12 protein-coding genes are annotated in these 15913 nt (G+C 42.0%); 1 reads left to right on the plus strand and 11 read right to left on the minus strand.

The window, feature by feature from the left end; translation table 11 throughout:
• Positions 1-68: 68 nt before the first annotated feature.
• Together FTT71_RS02290 and FTT71_RS02295 are read right to left on the minus strand one after the other, a co-directional pair.
• The gene (locus FTT71_RS02290) at positions 69-974 is read right to left on the minus strand and encodes a neutral zinc metallopeptidase (protein WP_096901006.1); all 906 of its coding nucleotides are present in this window, start codon (positions 972-974) and stop codon (positions 69-71) included.
• Positions 975-1008: 34 nt separating this feature from the next.
• Complete coding sequence (locus FTT71_RS02295; RefSeq protein WP_004972181.1) at positions 1009-1935, minus strand: DUF808 domain-containing protein; 927 nt, start codon at positions 1933-1935, stop codon at positions 1009-1011.
• 206 nt (positions 1936-2141) lie between these two features.
• Between FTT71_RS02295 and trpS the strand changes: the two genes are divergently transcribed.
• On the plus strand, positions 2142-3155 hold the full coding sequence (gene trpS / locus FTT71_RS02300; RefSeq protein WP_004972183.1) for a tryptophan--tRNA ligase: 1014 nt from the start codon (positions 2142-2144) through the stop codon (positions 3153-3155).
• 594 nt (positions 3156-3749) lie between these two features.
• Here trpS and sucD read toward each other — a convergent pair.
• The 9 genes from sucD to sdhC all read right to left on the minus strand — a co-directional run bounded on the left by sucD (position 3750) and on the right by sdhC (position 15827).
• Positions 3750-4643, minus strand: a complete 894-nt coding sequence (sucD, locus tag FTT71_RS02305; RefSeq protein ID WP_179994691.1) for a succinate--CoA ligase subunit alpha — start codon at positions 4641-4643, stop codon at positions 3750-3752.
• 11 nt (positions 4644-4654) lie between these two features.
• Complete coding sequence (gene sucC / locus FTT71_RS02310; protein WP_180160681.1) at positions 4655-5821, minus strand: ADP-forming succinate--CoA ligase subunit beta; 1167 nt, start codon at positions 5819-5821, stop codon at positions 4655-4657.
• 174 nt (positions 5822-5995) lie between these two features.
• Entirely contained in the window at positions 5996-7429 is a 1434-nt protein-coding gene (lpdA, locus tag FTT71_RS02315) for a dihydrolipoyl dehydrogenase (protein ID WP_004972188.1), read from the minus strand.
• 60 nt (positions 7430-7489) lie between these two features.
• Positions 7490-8704, minus strand: coding sequence for a 2-oxoglutarate dehydrogenase complex dihydrolipoyllysine-residue succinyltransferase (gene odhB / locus FTT71_RS02320; protein ID WP_004972191.1), 1215 nt, complete (start codon positions 8702-8704; stop codon positions 7490-7492).
• A 16-nt stretch (positions 8705-8720) separates the two neighbouring features.
• The gene (locus tag FTT71_RS02325) at positions 8721-11543 is read right to left on the minus strand and encodes a 2-oxoglutarate dehydrogenase E1 component (RefSeq protein ID WP_180160689.1); all 2823 of its coding nucleotides are present in this window, start codon (positions 11541-11543) and stop codon (positions 8721-8723) included.
• A gap of 884 nt (positions 11544-12427) precedes the next feature.
• Positions 12428-13138 (minus strand): succinate dehydrogenase iron-sulfur subunit, encoded by a 711-nt coding sequence (locus FTT71_RS02330; RefSeq protein ID WP_004972196.1) that lies wholly within the window; start codon positions 13136-13138, stop codon positions 12428-12430.
• 14 nt (positions 13139-13152) lie between these two features.
• The gene (locus tag FTT71_RS02335) at positions 13153-15051 is read right to left on the minus strand and encodes an FAD-binding protein (RefSeq protein ID WP_004972199.1); all 1899 of its coding nucleotides are present in this window, start codon (positions 15049-15051) and stop codon (positions 13153-13155) included.
• A 12-nt stretch (positions 15052-15063) separates the two neighbouring features.
• A complete protein-coding gene (gene sdhD, locus FTT71_RS02340; RefSeq protein ID WP_096901012.1) occupies positions 15064-15429 on the minus strand; it encodes a succinate dehydrogenase, hydrophobic membrane anchor protein in 366 nt (121 codons plus the stop codon).
• Complete coding sequence (sdhC, locus tag FTT71_RS02345; protein WP_143228670.1) at positions 15429-15827, minus strand: succinate dehydrogenase, cytochrome b556 subunit; 399 nt, start codon at positions 15825-15827, stop codon at positions 15429-15431. Before sdhC ends, sdhD begins: the two co-directional genes overlap by 1 nt.
• Between the last annotated feature and the right edge of the window lie 86 nt (positions 15828-15913).

The following is a 15913-nucleotide window of genomic DNA, read 5'->3' on the forward strand; positions in this document are numbered from 1 at the left end:
ATTTAGCCTATAAAAAAGGAGCGACTGGCAGCACTCCTTTTGTTTATAAAACTTGATTTTTAAGTCAGTTAAATTGCGGCATTGAATGTATCACAATCACTGATCAAGCCTGATTTTAAGCCAGTCTGGAACCATTGTACGCGCTGTGCACTGGTACCATGCGTAAAGCTATCAGGCACGACTTGCCCACGTGCACGTTTTTGTAAATAGTCATCGCCAATTTTATGTGCCGCATCCATTGCTTCTTCAATATCACCTTGTTCGAGGAATTGAGTACGTTGATGGTTATGATGCGCCCACACTCCCGATAAACAGTCCGCTTGTAATTCCTGACGTATCGAAAGCTGATTACCCTGTACTTCGCTGACTTGCTGACGTGCTTTATGCACTTGTTCTGAAATCCCTAAAATGGTCTGAATATGATGCCCAACTTCATGCGCCACCACATAGGCTTGAGCAAAATCGCCCGCCTGATCATTTCGGCTTAATTCAGTCTGATTTTGTTCACCACCAATGCCCATTTGCTGACGCATGGCTTGGAAGAATGAAGTATCAATATATACTTTTTGATCGGCAGGACAATAAAATGGCCCCATTGCCGATTGTGCCGTACCACAGCCAGAATTGACCACACCTGTAAATAACACCAGTTTAGGTGGTATATATTGGCTATTTAACTGCTGCTGAAACACTTGTGACCACGTATCTTCTGTATCGGCCAAAACAGTGCCCACAAACTCCATCGCCTCTTGTTGTTCAGGACTTGGATTATCTAAACCTTTAGTTTCAGCACTTTGCGCATGTGAGGTGACTTGCTTGGTCGCTTGATAAGCCGATTGCGGATCGATGCCAAAGAACTTCCATGCAACAAAGGCCACCACTAAGCCCAAAATACTGATACCGCCCGCTTTTGCTCCACCGCCACCACGGCGGTCTTCTACATTCGTGCTAACTCGACGACCTTTCCAACGCATTATTCTTATCCTTCTCTTAAACTCTGATAATAGATTAAGCCGATTTAGACTTTGACCACACTTTTTGAACAAGTGCGACCACAATCACCACCAAGATGCCTGCCAAAATACCCACGACAAGGTTCATCAACATTGGCGTGACTGAACCTACAATACTGCCCATCGTTGGGATGTCTTGTACATACTCTACCGTATCTTCTGTGAAATGGTGCACAAAAGGAATAGCATGATTGATAATTCCTCCACCAACCAAGAACATCGCTGCAGTACCCACCACAGATAAAGTCTTCATTAAAATTGGAGCAAATGCCAGTAAACCACTCCCAATACGTTGTTTAAAATTGGCAGCTTGTTCTGTGAGGTATAAACCAATGTCATCAATTTTGACAATTAACGCAACGAACCCATAGACACCCACCGTCATGGCAATCGCAATTAAACTTAATACTGTCACTTTGGTTAGAAAGCCTGCCGCAGCTACAGTCCCCAAAGAAATCACCACAATTTCCGCCGATAAAATAAAGTCAGTACGCACAGCACCTTTAATTTTTTCGGTTTCATAAGCCGCAAGGTCTTGCTCAGTTTGAATTAGCTCAAGTTGCGCTTCTTTAGCCGTTTGGGCTTTTTTGTGTTGTAAGGTGTGCATGATTTTTTCCACACCTTCATAACTTAAAAATAGACCACCAACCACCAATAAAGGATTGATTAACCACGGCGCAACGACACTAATTAATAACGCGAGCGGTACTAAAATTAGCTTATTGATGAATGAACCTTTAGCCACACGCCATACCACAGGCAACTCACGCTCTGCACGTACACCACTGACTTGCTGCGCATTCAACGCCAAATCATCGCCCAAAACCCCTGCGGTTTTTTTTGCAGCCATTTTGCTCATAACTGCCACATCATCTAAAACTGTTGCAATGTCATCTAATAAAAGTAATAAGCTGCTCGCCATTGCGTTGTTATCCTTATATGATTTTCAAGTTATTTTAAAACTGAATTTATATAGGGTCTGTATTTACTTCATTAATTTTTACAGCAAAATTTTTTACAGTAAATTCTATTCAACTCACTTAAGGAAGTGACATTGAAAAATGTTATGCCTTACAATGTAGCAATTCATCGGTACATAGATGTCGTAGATACGACTTGGAATAAAAAATGAGTAATCAAGATAATCGTCCTGTGATTTTGACAGGCGATCGTCCAACTGGACAACTACATTTAGGTCACTTTGTGGGTTCTTTACGTTCACGTGTAGGTTTACAAGACTCACATCATCAACATCTGTTACTTGCCGATGCTCAAGCCTTAACTGACAATGCCGATAACTTTGAAAAAGTCCGTCGTAATATTATTGAGGTAGCAACCGATTATTTAGCGGTGGGGATTGATCCAACAAAAACCACCATTTGCGTGCAATCTTGCCTGCCTGCATTAAACGAACTCACCATGTTGTATTTAAACTTCGTGACTGTGGCACGTTTGGAGCGTAACCCAACCATTAAATCTGAAATTCAGATGCGTGGTTTTGAGCGTGATATTCCTGCAGGTTTCCTGTGCTACCCTGTAGCTCAAGCAGCCGATATTACTGCATTTAAAGCAACGGTCGTTCCTGTAGGTGAAGACCAAATTCCAATGATTGAACAGACCAATGAAATTGTGCGTCGGGTGAATCGTCAAATTGGTCATGACTTGCTACCTGAATGTCAGGCATTGTTGTCAAATGTCGGACGTTTACCTGGTTTTGATGGTAAAGCGAAAATGTCAAAATCACTGGGCAATACCATTGTGTTAGATGCCACAGACAAAGACATTAAAAAAGCTGTCAATGCAATGTACACCGACCCAAATCACCTGCGTATCGAAGACCCAGGTCAGGTTGAAGGCAACGTAGTATTTACTTATTTAGATGCCTTCGATACCAACAAAGAAGAACTTGAAGAACTGAAAGCGCATTATCGTCGTGGTGGTTTGGGCGATGGTACGGTGAAAAAGCGTTTGGAAGGCATTCTAAAAGAATTGATTGGGCCGATCCGTGAACGTCGTATCGAACTTGCTAAAGATCCTGACTACATTATGGATATTTTGAAAACAGGCACCGACAAATGCCGTGATATTACCCAGCAAACTTTAGATGAAGTGAAAGCTGGCTTGGGTGTATTCCGCTTCTAAGCATTTTGTAGATACAAATATTTTAAAGTCTCTTATTCACATGAATAAGAGACTTTTTATTTGAGTGAAAAATCAACATAAGATGACGTGATTCACAAAAAACACTTATTACTTACGTGATTTAACATCACGTAACCTGAATACTGCGGATTAGTATTTCTTCTCAGTTTAGTATACTTACATGCTTTAGGAGTAATCCTAATTTCATAACATTTCTCCGTTATCGAAGCTGTGAAAGCAGATTCGTTTTCATACGCAATGATCACCCCAATCATTGCGTATTTTTTTTATTTGAATCAGCTGTTTATACAGCTTGTTCAACAATAAAAAATCATTTCCCTAGATGCAAAAACTACTTGAACGGCTTTGTCGCACAAAGATTTCATAACTATATGATTTAAAAGTTTTGATTATTTTTTGATACAAAATTAAATTTATTTAAATCAGATGCTTACATATTTATGCAACAAAGCAATACCAAATTAACTCATAACAAATACTTTATCTTTTAAGTATGGCTAATTTTTCAGCATAAGAAAATCCCCAATATTGGGGATTGAGCGCAGAATAAAATCAAGCTCTTCAAAATTTGACTTATTTAAGCATACCTTGATCTTTTAATACTTGCCACATGGTAGAACCCAGTTCTGCAGGGCTACGCGTATAAGCAATTCCAGCACGCTCAAAGGCTGCAAATTTTTCTTCCGCAGTGCCTTTACCGCCTGAAATAATTGCACCCGCATGTCCCATACGCTTACCTTTAGGTGCTGTCACTCCTGCAATATAACCCACCACAGGTTTGCTAACATTCGACTGGATATATTCCGCAGCTTCTTCTTCTGCCGTACCACCAATTTCACCAATCATAATAATCGCATCGGTGTCTGGGTCGTCTTGGAACAATTTTAAAGCATCAATTTGGTTCATACCTGGAATTGGGTCACCACCAATCCCGATACAGGTCGATTGCCCTAAGCCTAATTTGGTGGTTTGTGCCACAGCTTCATAGGTCAAAGTACCTGAACGTGAAATAATGCCAATTCGTCCTGGTTGATGAATATGCCCTGGCATGATGCCAATTTTACATTCGCCTGGTGTAATCACACCTGGGCAGTTTGGACCCACTAAACGTGTACCATTGCCATTGGTTTCTAAATAACGTTTGGCTTTGAGCATGTCGATGGTTGGCACACCTTCCGTAATCACCACAATCAAATCCACGCCTGAATCGACTGCTTCTACAATCGAATCTAAAACAAACGGTGCAGGTACATAAATCACCGATGCATCTGCGCCTGTTTCACGTACGGCTTCTTTCATGGTGTTAAATACGGGTAATTCCAAGTGAGTTTGACCACCTTTTCCTGGCGTTACCCCACCCACCACTTTGGTTCCATAATCAAGTGCTTGTGCTGAGTGAAAAGTACCATTTTTACCAGTGAAACCTTGTACCAATACTTTGGTGTCTTTATTAATTAATACGCTCATCCTGATTCTCCTTAAGCTTTCACTGCAGCAACAATTTTTTCTGCGGCATCAGATAAGCCATTAGCAGAAATAAGTTTTAATCCTGATTCATCCAGTAATTTTGCACCAAGTTCCGAGTTGTTCCCTTCTAGGCGAACCACTACAGGTACTGTCACATTTACTTCCTGAACCGCTGCAATAATTGCTTCTGCAATCATGTCACAACGTACAATTCCACCAAAAATATTAATCAATACGCCCTTAACCGAGTGATCTACCAAAATAATTTTAAAGGCTTCAATCACACGTTCTTTGGTTGCACCACCACCTACATCCAAGAAGTTCGCAGGCTGACCGCCATAGAGTTTAATAATATCCATGGTCGCCATCGCCAAACCTGCACCATTCACCATACAACCAATATTACCTTCTAAGGCAACATAGTTCAGGTCAAATTCTGATGCACGCAATTCACGTTCATTTTCTTGTGTTTTATCGCGCAGTGCTAAGACTTCAGGCAAACGATACAACGCATTGGAATCAATACCAACTTTGGCATCCACACATAAAATTTCGCCATTTTCACGTACAGACAATGGGTTAATTTCAAATAAGGCAAAATCATTGTCGATAAATGCCTGATAAGCCGCTGTCATAATCTTCACAAACTGCGTGATTTGACTGTCTTTGAGTTTTAATGCAAAAGCCACTTCACGTGCCTGAAATGGCAATAAACCCACCAAAGGATCAACTTCTACTTTAATAATTTTTTCTGGGGTTTCTTCAGCCACTTTCTCAATTTCAACACCACCTTCGGTAGATGCCATAAAAGTGACGCGACGGCTAGAACGATCTACCACTGCACCCAAATACAGTTCACGCTCTACAGGATAAACATCTTCAGCCACTAAAATACTATTTACAGGCTGACCATAGGCGTCGGTTTGATAGGTGACCAAACGTGTTCCAAGAATTTGGTTGGCATAGTCTGCTGCTTCTTGTGCAGATTTTACGACCTTCACGCCGCCCGCTTTACCGCGACCACCTGCATGCACCTGAGCTTTCATCACCGCAAATTTACCGCCCAGTTGCTCGAAAGCTTGCACTGCTTCTACGGCTGTAGTTGCCAAAATGCCTTCTTGTACTGGCATACCATATTTTTTTAATAGCGCTTTTGCTTGATACTCATGTAGATTCATTGACTAACCTTTTACTACTTCTTTTATTCAGTTATCACCACTAATATCAAACCGAAGTTTTAATATTGCTTTCCTTGTGTGGTGTTTTTCCTATGCTCTTTACTTTTAGATGATTATTCCCATAAATACAACCATCAAATGCAAAAAGAGCGGCCTAAGCCGCTCTTTTTAGTTTTATTTGCGTTTACGCTGAATCGCGTGAATCGCACGCCCATCTACAGCTAAAGCGGCTTCATGCACCACTTCAGAGAAGGTTGGGTGACCAAATGTCATTAATTGTAAATCTTCAACTGAAGATACAAACTCAAGTGCAATCATACCTTGGTGAACGATGTCAGACGCAGCAGGGCCAATCACGTGCATACCCAATAAACGATCTGTTTTTGCATCTGCAACAAACTTCACGAAACCAGCACCTTCGCCTGCAGCTAAAGCACGACCATTTACCGCGAAACCGAATTGACCAGTTTTCACTTCGTGGCCTTTTTCTTTCGCTTGCTCTTCAGTTAAACCAACCCACGCCGCTTCAGGGTGTGTGTAGATTACTGAAATGATTGTGTCGTAGTTGACTTGTGCAGCATGACCGTGAATACGCTCAACTGCCATTACGCCTTCTTCCATTGCTTTGTGTGCAAGCATTGGACCACGTACCAAGTCACCAATTGCATATACACCTTCAACAGAAGTTGCACACCAATCGTTTACTTCAACCAAACCACGTTCAGTCAGTTTAATACCGCAGTCATCTGCCAATAAACCTTCAGCATAAGCACGACGACCTACACAAACGATCAATTTATCGAAAGTTTGTTCTTTGTCTTCGCCGCCTTGGGTATATTTAACAGTCACTTCACGACCATTAACTTCAGTACCTGAAACTTTCGCACCAATACGGATATCCATACCTTGCTTGGTCAATAGTTTTTGGTAGTCTTTTGCCAAAGCTTTGTCAGCCATTGGTAAGAATGCATCCATTGCTTCAAATACAACAACTTCTGCACCTAGACGACGCCATACTGAACCAAGTTCAAGACCAATTACGCCTGCACCAATCACACCTAAACGCTTAGGCACTTCTGGGAATTCTAATGCACCAGTAGAATCAACAATAATGTCTTGATCTACAGGAGCAACAGGAATATTTACAGGAACTGAACCAGTCGCAAGAATCACATACTTAGGCTCTAAAACTTGAGTTTCGCCTTCATGAGAAACGAACTCAACTTTTTTACCTGCAAGCAATTTACCCGTACCTTTTAACCACTCAACACCGTTACCTTTTAATAACTGATCAATACCGCCAGTTAACTGGTCAACGATTTTGTCTTTACGTGCTAATAGCTTCGCAAGGTCAAACTGTACTTCACCTGTAGTGATACCATGATCAGCCAAGTGATGAACCGTATCTTCATAACGATGTGAAGAATCGAGTAATGCTTTAGATGGGATACAACCCACGTTTAAGCATGTACCACCCAAAGATGGTTTACCTTTGTGAATACGTTTTTCGATACACGCAACTTTAAAGCCAAGTTGAGCCGCACGAATTGCCGCTTCATAACCACCTGGGCCACCGCCAATAACAACAAGATCAAATTGTTGAGACATTTTTATCTCCAAAAATGGGCTTAGAGGATCGCTCCAAGCCCACTGATTTATTCTTTAGAATTAAAGGTCAAGGATGAGTTTAGCTGGCTCTTCTAACAATTCTTTGATTGTTACAAGGAAACCTACAGCTTCTTTACCATCAATTAAACGGTGGTCATAAGAAAGCGCTAAGTACATCATTGGCAAGATTTCAACTTGACCATTTACCGCCATAGGACGCTCTTGGATTTTGTGCATGCCCAAAATTGCAGTTTGTGGCGTGTTTAGAATTGGTGTAGATAACAATGAACCGAAAGTACCACCGTTAGTAATGGTGAATGTACCGCCAGTCATATCTTCAATACCTAGCTTACCGTCACGTGCTTTATAAGCATAGTCACGAATACCGTTTTCTACTTCAGCGTAGTTCATGCGGTCTGTATCACGTAATACAGGAACCACTAAACCACGGTCAGAAGAAACCGCTACACCGATGTCGTAGTAACCGTGATATACGATGTCTTCGCCATCAATAGAAGCGTTTACTGCTGGGTAACGTTTCAATGCTTCAGTTGCAGCTTTCACGAAGAAAGACATAAAGCCTAAACGTGCACCATGACGTTTTTCAAATGCGTCTTTGTATTGTGCACGCATTTCCATGATTGGCTTCATGTTCACTTCGTTGAATGTTGTTAACATTGCAGTTTCTTGAGTCGCTGCAAGTAAACGCTCTGCAACACGCTTACGTAAACGTGTCATAGGAACACGTTTCTCGATACGCTCACCTACCGCAACGCTTAATGGCGCAGCTGCAGCAGCAGGTTTAGCTTGATGATTTGCAACATCTTCTTTAGTGATACGACCACCACGCCCTGTACCAGAAACGTCTGCAGCATTGATACCTGTTTCAGTCAACGCTTTACGTACTGCTGGTGCTTGGTCAGCAACTGGTTGTGCACGCTCAACAACTGGCGCAGCGCCTGCTTCAGTTTTCGCCGCAGCTTGCTCTACTTGTGCTTCAGACTGAACTGCTTGAGTTTGAGCAGCGCCAGAAACAGCACCCGCTTCAAATTGAGCAATTACTTCGTCAGAAAGAACTGTATCGCCTTCGTTTTTGATGATTGCAGAGATTGTGCCATCAGCAGGAGCGACTACTTCCAAAACAACTTTATCGGTTTCAATATCACAGATCACTTCATCACGTGAAACTGCTTCACCTGGTTGTTTGTGCCAAGTTGCAATCGTACCGTCTGCAACTGACTCTGGAAATACCGGTGCTTTAATTTCGGTTGCCATTACTTCGAATCTCCTGTTATTCAGCTACGATCGCAAGCGCGTCATTGATGAGCTGAGCTTGTTGTTTTGCATGCAAATATGGTGAACCACACGCTGGTGCTGCAGATGCTTCACGACCCGCATAACTAATGCGAATCTGTTTACCAGTTTTCATTACGTCATCATATAAACGTGGCGCGATGAATAACCAAGCACCTTGGTTCTTCGGCTCTTCTTGAGTCCAAACTAATTCTTTTACGTTTGGATAAGAAGCAAGAACTTCAGCAAGACGTTGTTCTGGATATGGGTACAACTGTTCAATACGAACAATTGCAGTATTGTTCAATTCTAATTCACGACGCTTTTCAAGCAAGTCGTAATACACTTTACCACCACACAATACCAAACGCGTCACGTCTGATTTGTTGATGTTGTCAATTTCATCAATCACAGTCTGGAATGTACCAGTTGCAAGCTCATCAAGGTTAGACACTGCTAACTTGTGACGAAGTAAAGACTTCGGCGACATGATGATCATTGGCTTACGGATTGGACGAATCGCCTGACGACGTAAAGCGTGGAAAATCTGTGCAGGTGTTGTTGGTGTCATCACTTGCATGTTTTCTTCCGCACAAAGCTGTAAGAAACGCTCTAAACGTGCAGATGAGTGCTCAGGACCTTGACCTTCAAAACCGTGTGGAAGAAGCATCGTTAAACCACACACACGCTCCCACTTGGTTTCGCCAGATGAAATGAACTGGTCGATTACCACTTGAGCACAGTTGGCAAAGTCACCGAATTGTGCTTCCCAAATAATCAAGCTCTTTGGAAGGGTCGTCGCATAACCATATTCAAATGCCAATACTGCCATTTCAGACAATAATGAGTCGTAGATTGCAACGCGTGGTTGGTTCTCTTTGATGTGGCAAAGTGGAATATAAGTTTTACCATCGACTTGGTTATGCAGTTTTGCATGACGGTGCGAGAAAGTACCACGACCAACGTCTTCACCAGTCAAACGAACAAGGTAACCCTCATCCAACAAAGATGCGTAAGCTAAAGTTTCAGCTGCACCCCAGTTTAGTGGCATTTCACCTGTTTGCATTTTCAAGCGATCGTCAATCACTTTGGCAACTTGGCGCTGCATCACGAAACCTTCTGGAAGTTTACGCATGGTTTGACCAAGTTCTTTCAAACGCTCGATAGGGAAAGTTGTATCCCAAACGTCTGTATAATCGTGACCTAAGTACGGAGACCAATCTACAAACATTTTGGTATTTGGCTCAAGTACCAACGCATTCGCAACGTGATTACCCGCTTCTAAATCAGAACGGTAGTCTTCAACCATTTGATCTGCCGCAGCACGATCCAACACACCTTCTTGCACCAATTGGTCAGCATATAAAGTACGTGTTGTGGTCTTTTTGTTGATCACTTGATACATCATTGGCTGAGTTGCTGCTGGCTCGTCAGCTTCGTTGTGACCACGACGACGGTAGCAGAACAAATCAATCACGACGTCTTTACGGAACGTATGACGGAAATCGTGCGCCAATTGAGATACAAAAATCACAGCTTCAGGGTCATCGCCATTCACGTGGAAAATTGGCGCCTGAATCATTTTTGCAATGTCAGTACAGTATTCTGTAGAACGTGCGTCACGTGGGTCAGAAGTTGTGAAACCAACTTGGTTGTTAATCACAATGTGAACTGTACCACCTACGGTATAACCGCGAGTTTGTGACATTTGGAAGGTTTCTTGGTTCACACCCTGACCTGCAAATGCTGCGTCACCATGTACGATTAATGGCAATACGTCATCACCACCAATGTCTTTACGACGTACTTGGCGCGCACGTACAGAACCTTCAACCACAGGTCCAACAATTTCTAAGTGCGATGGGTTAAACGCAAGTGCCAAGTGCACTTCACCACCCGGAGTCATCACGTTAGATGAGAAACCTTGGTGATATTTTACGTCGCCAGAACCTTTTTTATGCAAGCTCTTACCTTCGAACTCACCAAATAGGTCTGCAGGGTTTTTACCCATGATGTTCACAAGCAGGTTCAAACGACCACGGTGTGGCATGCCAATCACGACTTCTTTACAGCCAACAGCACCCGCACGTTGAATGATTTCATTCACCATAGGGATAAATGATTCACCGCCTTCTACACCAAAGCGTTTCGCACCAACGTATTTATTACCTAGATATTTTTCTAGACCCTCAGCTGCTGTTAAGCGCTCAAGAACGTGTTTCTTTTGATCTGCAGTAAATGTGAACTTACCACGTGCGCTTTCTAAGCGTTGTTGAATCCAGCGTCTTTCTTTGGTATCAACAATGTGCATGTATTCTGCACCAATTGAACCGCAGTAGATCGCCTGCATGGCATCAACCATTTCGCCTAGTGTTGCTTCAGACTTACCAATTTCCAAATTACCTGTATGGAAAACAGTATCTAAATCAGACTTGGTTAAACCATGTGCAGCAAGATCAAGATCTGGCACGTCTTCACGTTTTGCCAAACCTAGTGGATCTAATTTTGCTTTTTGGTGACCACGGTTACGGTAAGCAGCAATCAGTTGCAACACGCCAATTTGACGTTGTTCATGTTCAGAACTCACTGACCCTTGAACAATGGCTTGAACGCGATTTGAATTACGACCTAATAAAAGGAATTGCTCACGTACATTACTGTGTGGTTGATCACCCTTCGGGAATTTATCGAAATATTCGCGCCAATCAGCACCGACTGATTCCGGTGACGTCAAATAATGCTCGTAAAGTTCTTCAATATACGCTGCACTATCAGCGGAAAGTTCAGTGTCAAGACGCAGTGCGTCAGCAACTTCTTGCATTTGTGGACCCATTTCCTATTGCAAAAACATTTTCCAGGATGCTTTTTAAGCAAAACCCATGATTGATAATGTCAAATTGGTAACATGACATTAGTCCCCAGTTGACATATGTCATGAGGCGTTATCACTACATTAGGAAAACCCAATGTCATTTATGAATCATAACGCCCTCATTGGCATCATCACTCATTTATATACTCGACCCAAGCCGAGCAATTTTTTGCAAAATCGTTTTAGAAAAAATAAGTGCTCAGTCTTAGCTTTTCTAATACGACTTTTCTGCAATAGTCCTGATTTAATAACACATCATTTGCACTTAAAATGTTGATAAAATGTATAAAAATTCAACATTTTTCAGATATAGTCATTTGTTAATCGTAACATGATCTCAGAAATGCAATTGATTTTTTTGACACATACCTCATATAAATTGGCGAAATACACTGATTCTATTTTCATCTAACATATGGTGCTTTATTTAAAAAACAGATGCAATTTAGACCAAAGTCCAACACCGCTATTTCAGATAAAATAAAAGAGAGCACATCTCTCAATCTGCCCTCTCACTTACACGTTACATGATAACATCTAAAAATAAATATTGCAGCTAAACTTGGCATTTGCCCATGCTTTACAACAAAATAGCAGCACTGGATTACAATTGTGTGCAACTTTAGTCGGCTAAATGCTGTTTTTGTCTATTTATCCAACAGTTATACCTAAAAAATATCAAATACTCACTTTTTAATCACTTCTTTGCATGCAACATTTTTCATTTACGTACTCATCAAAAACAAGCAACTTATCACACGACTTTTATCGTAATTTTGGCACAAAAAAAAAGCACACCTAGGTGTGCTTTTCTCAACTGATCACGCAGTCTATTAGCCAGCCATATCTAAAAGCATGTTACGGATGTGACCGATTGCTTTAGTTGGGTTCAAGCCTTTAGGACATACAGATACACAGTTCATAATACCTTTACAACGGAACAAAGAGAATGGGTCGTCAAGACGAGCCAAACGCTCTTGAGTTGCTGTATCACGCGAATCAATAATGAAACGGTATGCATTCAACAACGCTGAAGGACCCAAGAACTTGTCTGGGTTCCACCAGAATGATGGGCATGAAGTTGAACAACATGCACAAAGAATACATTCATACAAACCATCAAGATGTTCACGCTCTTCTTGAGATTGTAAACGCTCTTTTGGTGGCGCAGGTTGGTTGTTGATCAAGAACGGATGAATCTTGTTATACTGATCGTAGAACTGATTCATGTCTACAACCAAGTCTTTAATTACAGGAAGACCCGGAAGTGGACGAATTGTGATCACTTCTGGTAAATCGTTTAGGTTCCAAAGACACGCTAAACCGTTTTTACCATTGATGTTTACACCATCAGAACCACAAATACCTTCACGACATGAACGACGGAATGTCAAAGATTCGTCTTGTACTTTCAATTCAAGAAGTGCATCAAGCAACATACGGTGCTTATCAGTCAATTCAAGCTTAAAAGTTTGCATGTACGGTGCTTTATCCTTATCAGGATCGTAGCGGTAGATATTAAATGTACGAGTACCTCTACTCATCTTACTTCTCCCAATTAGAATGTACGTGGTTTAGGTGGAATAGCAGCTACAGTAAGCGGCTTGTAACGTACTGGTTTGTACTCAAGACGGTTATCTGTAGAGAACCATAAAGTATGCTTCATCCACTCATCATCACGACGACCATAAGAATAAGTTGGGTGATCTGGTGGTAACTCAAAGTCTACAACCGTATGCGCACCACGACATTCTTTACGTGCAGCAGCTGAGATTAGTGTCGCTTTAGCAACTTCATACAAGTTTTCAACTTCTAATGCTTCTACACGTGCAGTGTTGAATACTTTAGATTTGTCTTTCAAATGAATGTTGCGAACACGTGGCTCAAGCGCAAGAATTTGTTTCACACCTTCATCAAGCAATGCTGAAGTACGGAATACACCTGCGTGGTCTTGAACGATGTTACGAATTGCATCAGCAACTTCTTGAGCGTTTTCACCTGAAGTCGATTCGTCAAGTTTACGAATACGGTTCACAGTATTTTCAAGTACAGTTGTTGGAAGTGGTTCGTACTCACCATCATGTTGCTTAGTCACATACTCAATGATGTGTTGACCAGCAGCCTTACCAAATACAACCAAGTCAAGCAATGAGTTTGTACCTAAACGGTTTGCACCGTGTACAGATACACATGAACACTCACCAATTGCATAGAAACCTTTTACTGGTTTAGCAAAGTCACGGTCACCCGCGTTGGTTGTATATGTATCAGTTTCTGCGTTGTAGTTCGCAACCAACTCTTGAGTTTCACGGCTTTCTGGAACAACCACTTGACCATGAATATTGGTTGGAATACCACCCATTTGGTAATGGATTGTAGGCACAACAGGAATTGGCTCTTTAGTACAGTCAACGTTCGCGAATTTCTTACCAATCTCAAATACAGATGGAAGACGCTTCATGATTGTGTCTGCACCTAAGTGCGTCATATCAAGCAAGATGTAGTCTTTGTTTGGACCACAACCACGACCTTCTTTAATTTCTTGGTCCATAGAACGTGATACGAAGTCACGTGGCGCCAAGTCTTTCAAAGTTGGTGCATAACGCTCCATGAACGGTTCGCCTGAATCGTTACGAAGGATACCACCCTCACCACGACAGCCTTCCGTTAACAATACGCCCGCGCCCGCAACACCTGTTGGGTGGAACTGCCAGAATTCCATATCTTGTAATGGAATACCTGCACGCGCAGCCATACCAAGACCGTCACCAGTATTGATATATGCGTTTGTAGATGCACGGTACACACGACCTGCACCACCTGTAGCAAACAATGTCGCTTTCGCTTGGAATACTGCGATTTTACCTGTTTCTTGGTCAATTGCAGTCACACCTAGTACATCGCCAGCTTCGTTACGGATCAAATCAAGAGCAATCCATTCTACGAAGAATTGAGTACCCATTTTCACGTTGCTTTGATAAAGCGTGTGAAGAAGTGCGTGACCTGTACGGTCAGCTGCAGCACATGCACGTGGAACTGCTTTTTCACCGTAGTTTGCAGAGTGACCACCGAATGGACGTTGGTAAATTGTACCGTCTGCGTTACGGTCAAATGGCATACCCAAGTGTTCTAATTCATAAACCACTTGTGGCGCTTCACGCGTCATGAACTCGATCGCGTCTTGGTCGCCTAACCAGTCAGAACCTTTTACTGTGTCATAAAAGTGGTAGTGCCAGTTATCTTCTTGCATGTTACCAAGAGATGCACCAATACCACCTTGCGCCGCAACAGTGTGCGAACGTGTTGGGAATACTTTGGTCAGTACCGCAACTTTCAAACCCGCTTGAGCAAGCTGGTAAGATGCACGCATACCTGAACCACCACCACCAACGATGACTGCGTCAAAAAATTGGTGTGGAATATTTGTATAATCTTCTTTAGGGTTAATCGCGCCCATGATATTTTCCTATCAATTCGCCCAGAAAATCTGGATAGCCCAGATTGCGTATGCAAAAACAGCAATAATCACTGCTGAAGTCAGCACTAGGCGTAAACCTGAAGCTGAAGGACCCATTTGACGAGTAGTCACATAGTCAGTGAATACTTGCCACATGCCAATCCAAGCGTGTGCAACAAGAGATAAGACTGCCAATAAAGACATAATCTTCATTGGTAATGTCATCATAAAGCCGTACCACTGTTCAAAGTTGAATCCACCGTTAAGAAGAATCCAACCAAATACCACAACGGTATAAACAGCAAGAACTACAGCACTAACACGTTGGATATACCAATCGCGAGAACCTGAACCCGTTAAACCTGTAGCACTTTTCATTAGATTACAATCCATACAAATGCTGCAACGATACCAATTGCAGACAAGATCAATGAAATAGTAGCTGCAATGCGACCGCTTTGCAGTTCTTCTGCAAAACCAAGGTCAGCAAGTAAGTGCTTAATACCAGCAATGAAGTGATAAATTAAGCCGGCTACAAATACCCATACGATAAAGCGTACAAAGAAACCGTTAAAAATTTCTTGAACTTGAGCAAAACCTTCAGGTGAAGACAATGACTTGTCTAACAACCATAAAAGTACCGGTACGAGTAAAAATACGATGACACCAGAAAGACGGTGTAGAATTGATGCAATAGCCACGGGCGATTTTAAGTTTACTTCTAAAACTTGACCCATGGACAAATTGACAGGTCTGTTGCTTTTCACAGCGGGCATCCTGTAAGTAAAAACTCCATCCGGAGTTTGTTGGAATAAATTCGAAGGAAAGCTGGCATTGTTAGGCAAATTCATGCCTAACCTTA

Origin of the sequence: Acinetobacter sp. YH01004 (assembly GCF_013420455.1) — a bacterium.
Lineage (GTDB): Bacteria > Pseudomonadota > Gammaproteobacteria > Pseudomonadales > Moraxellaceae > Acinetobacter > Acinetobacter towneri.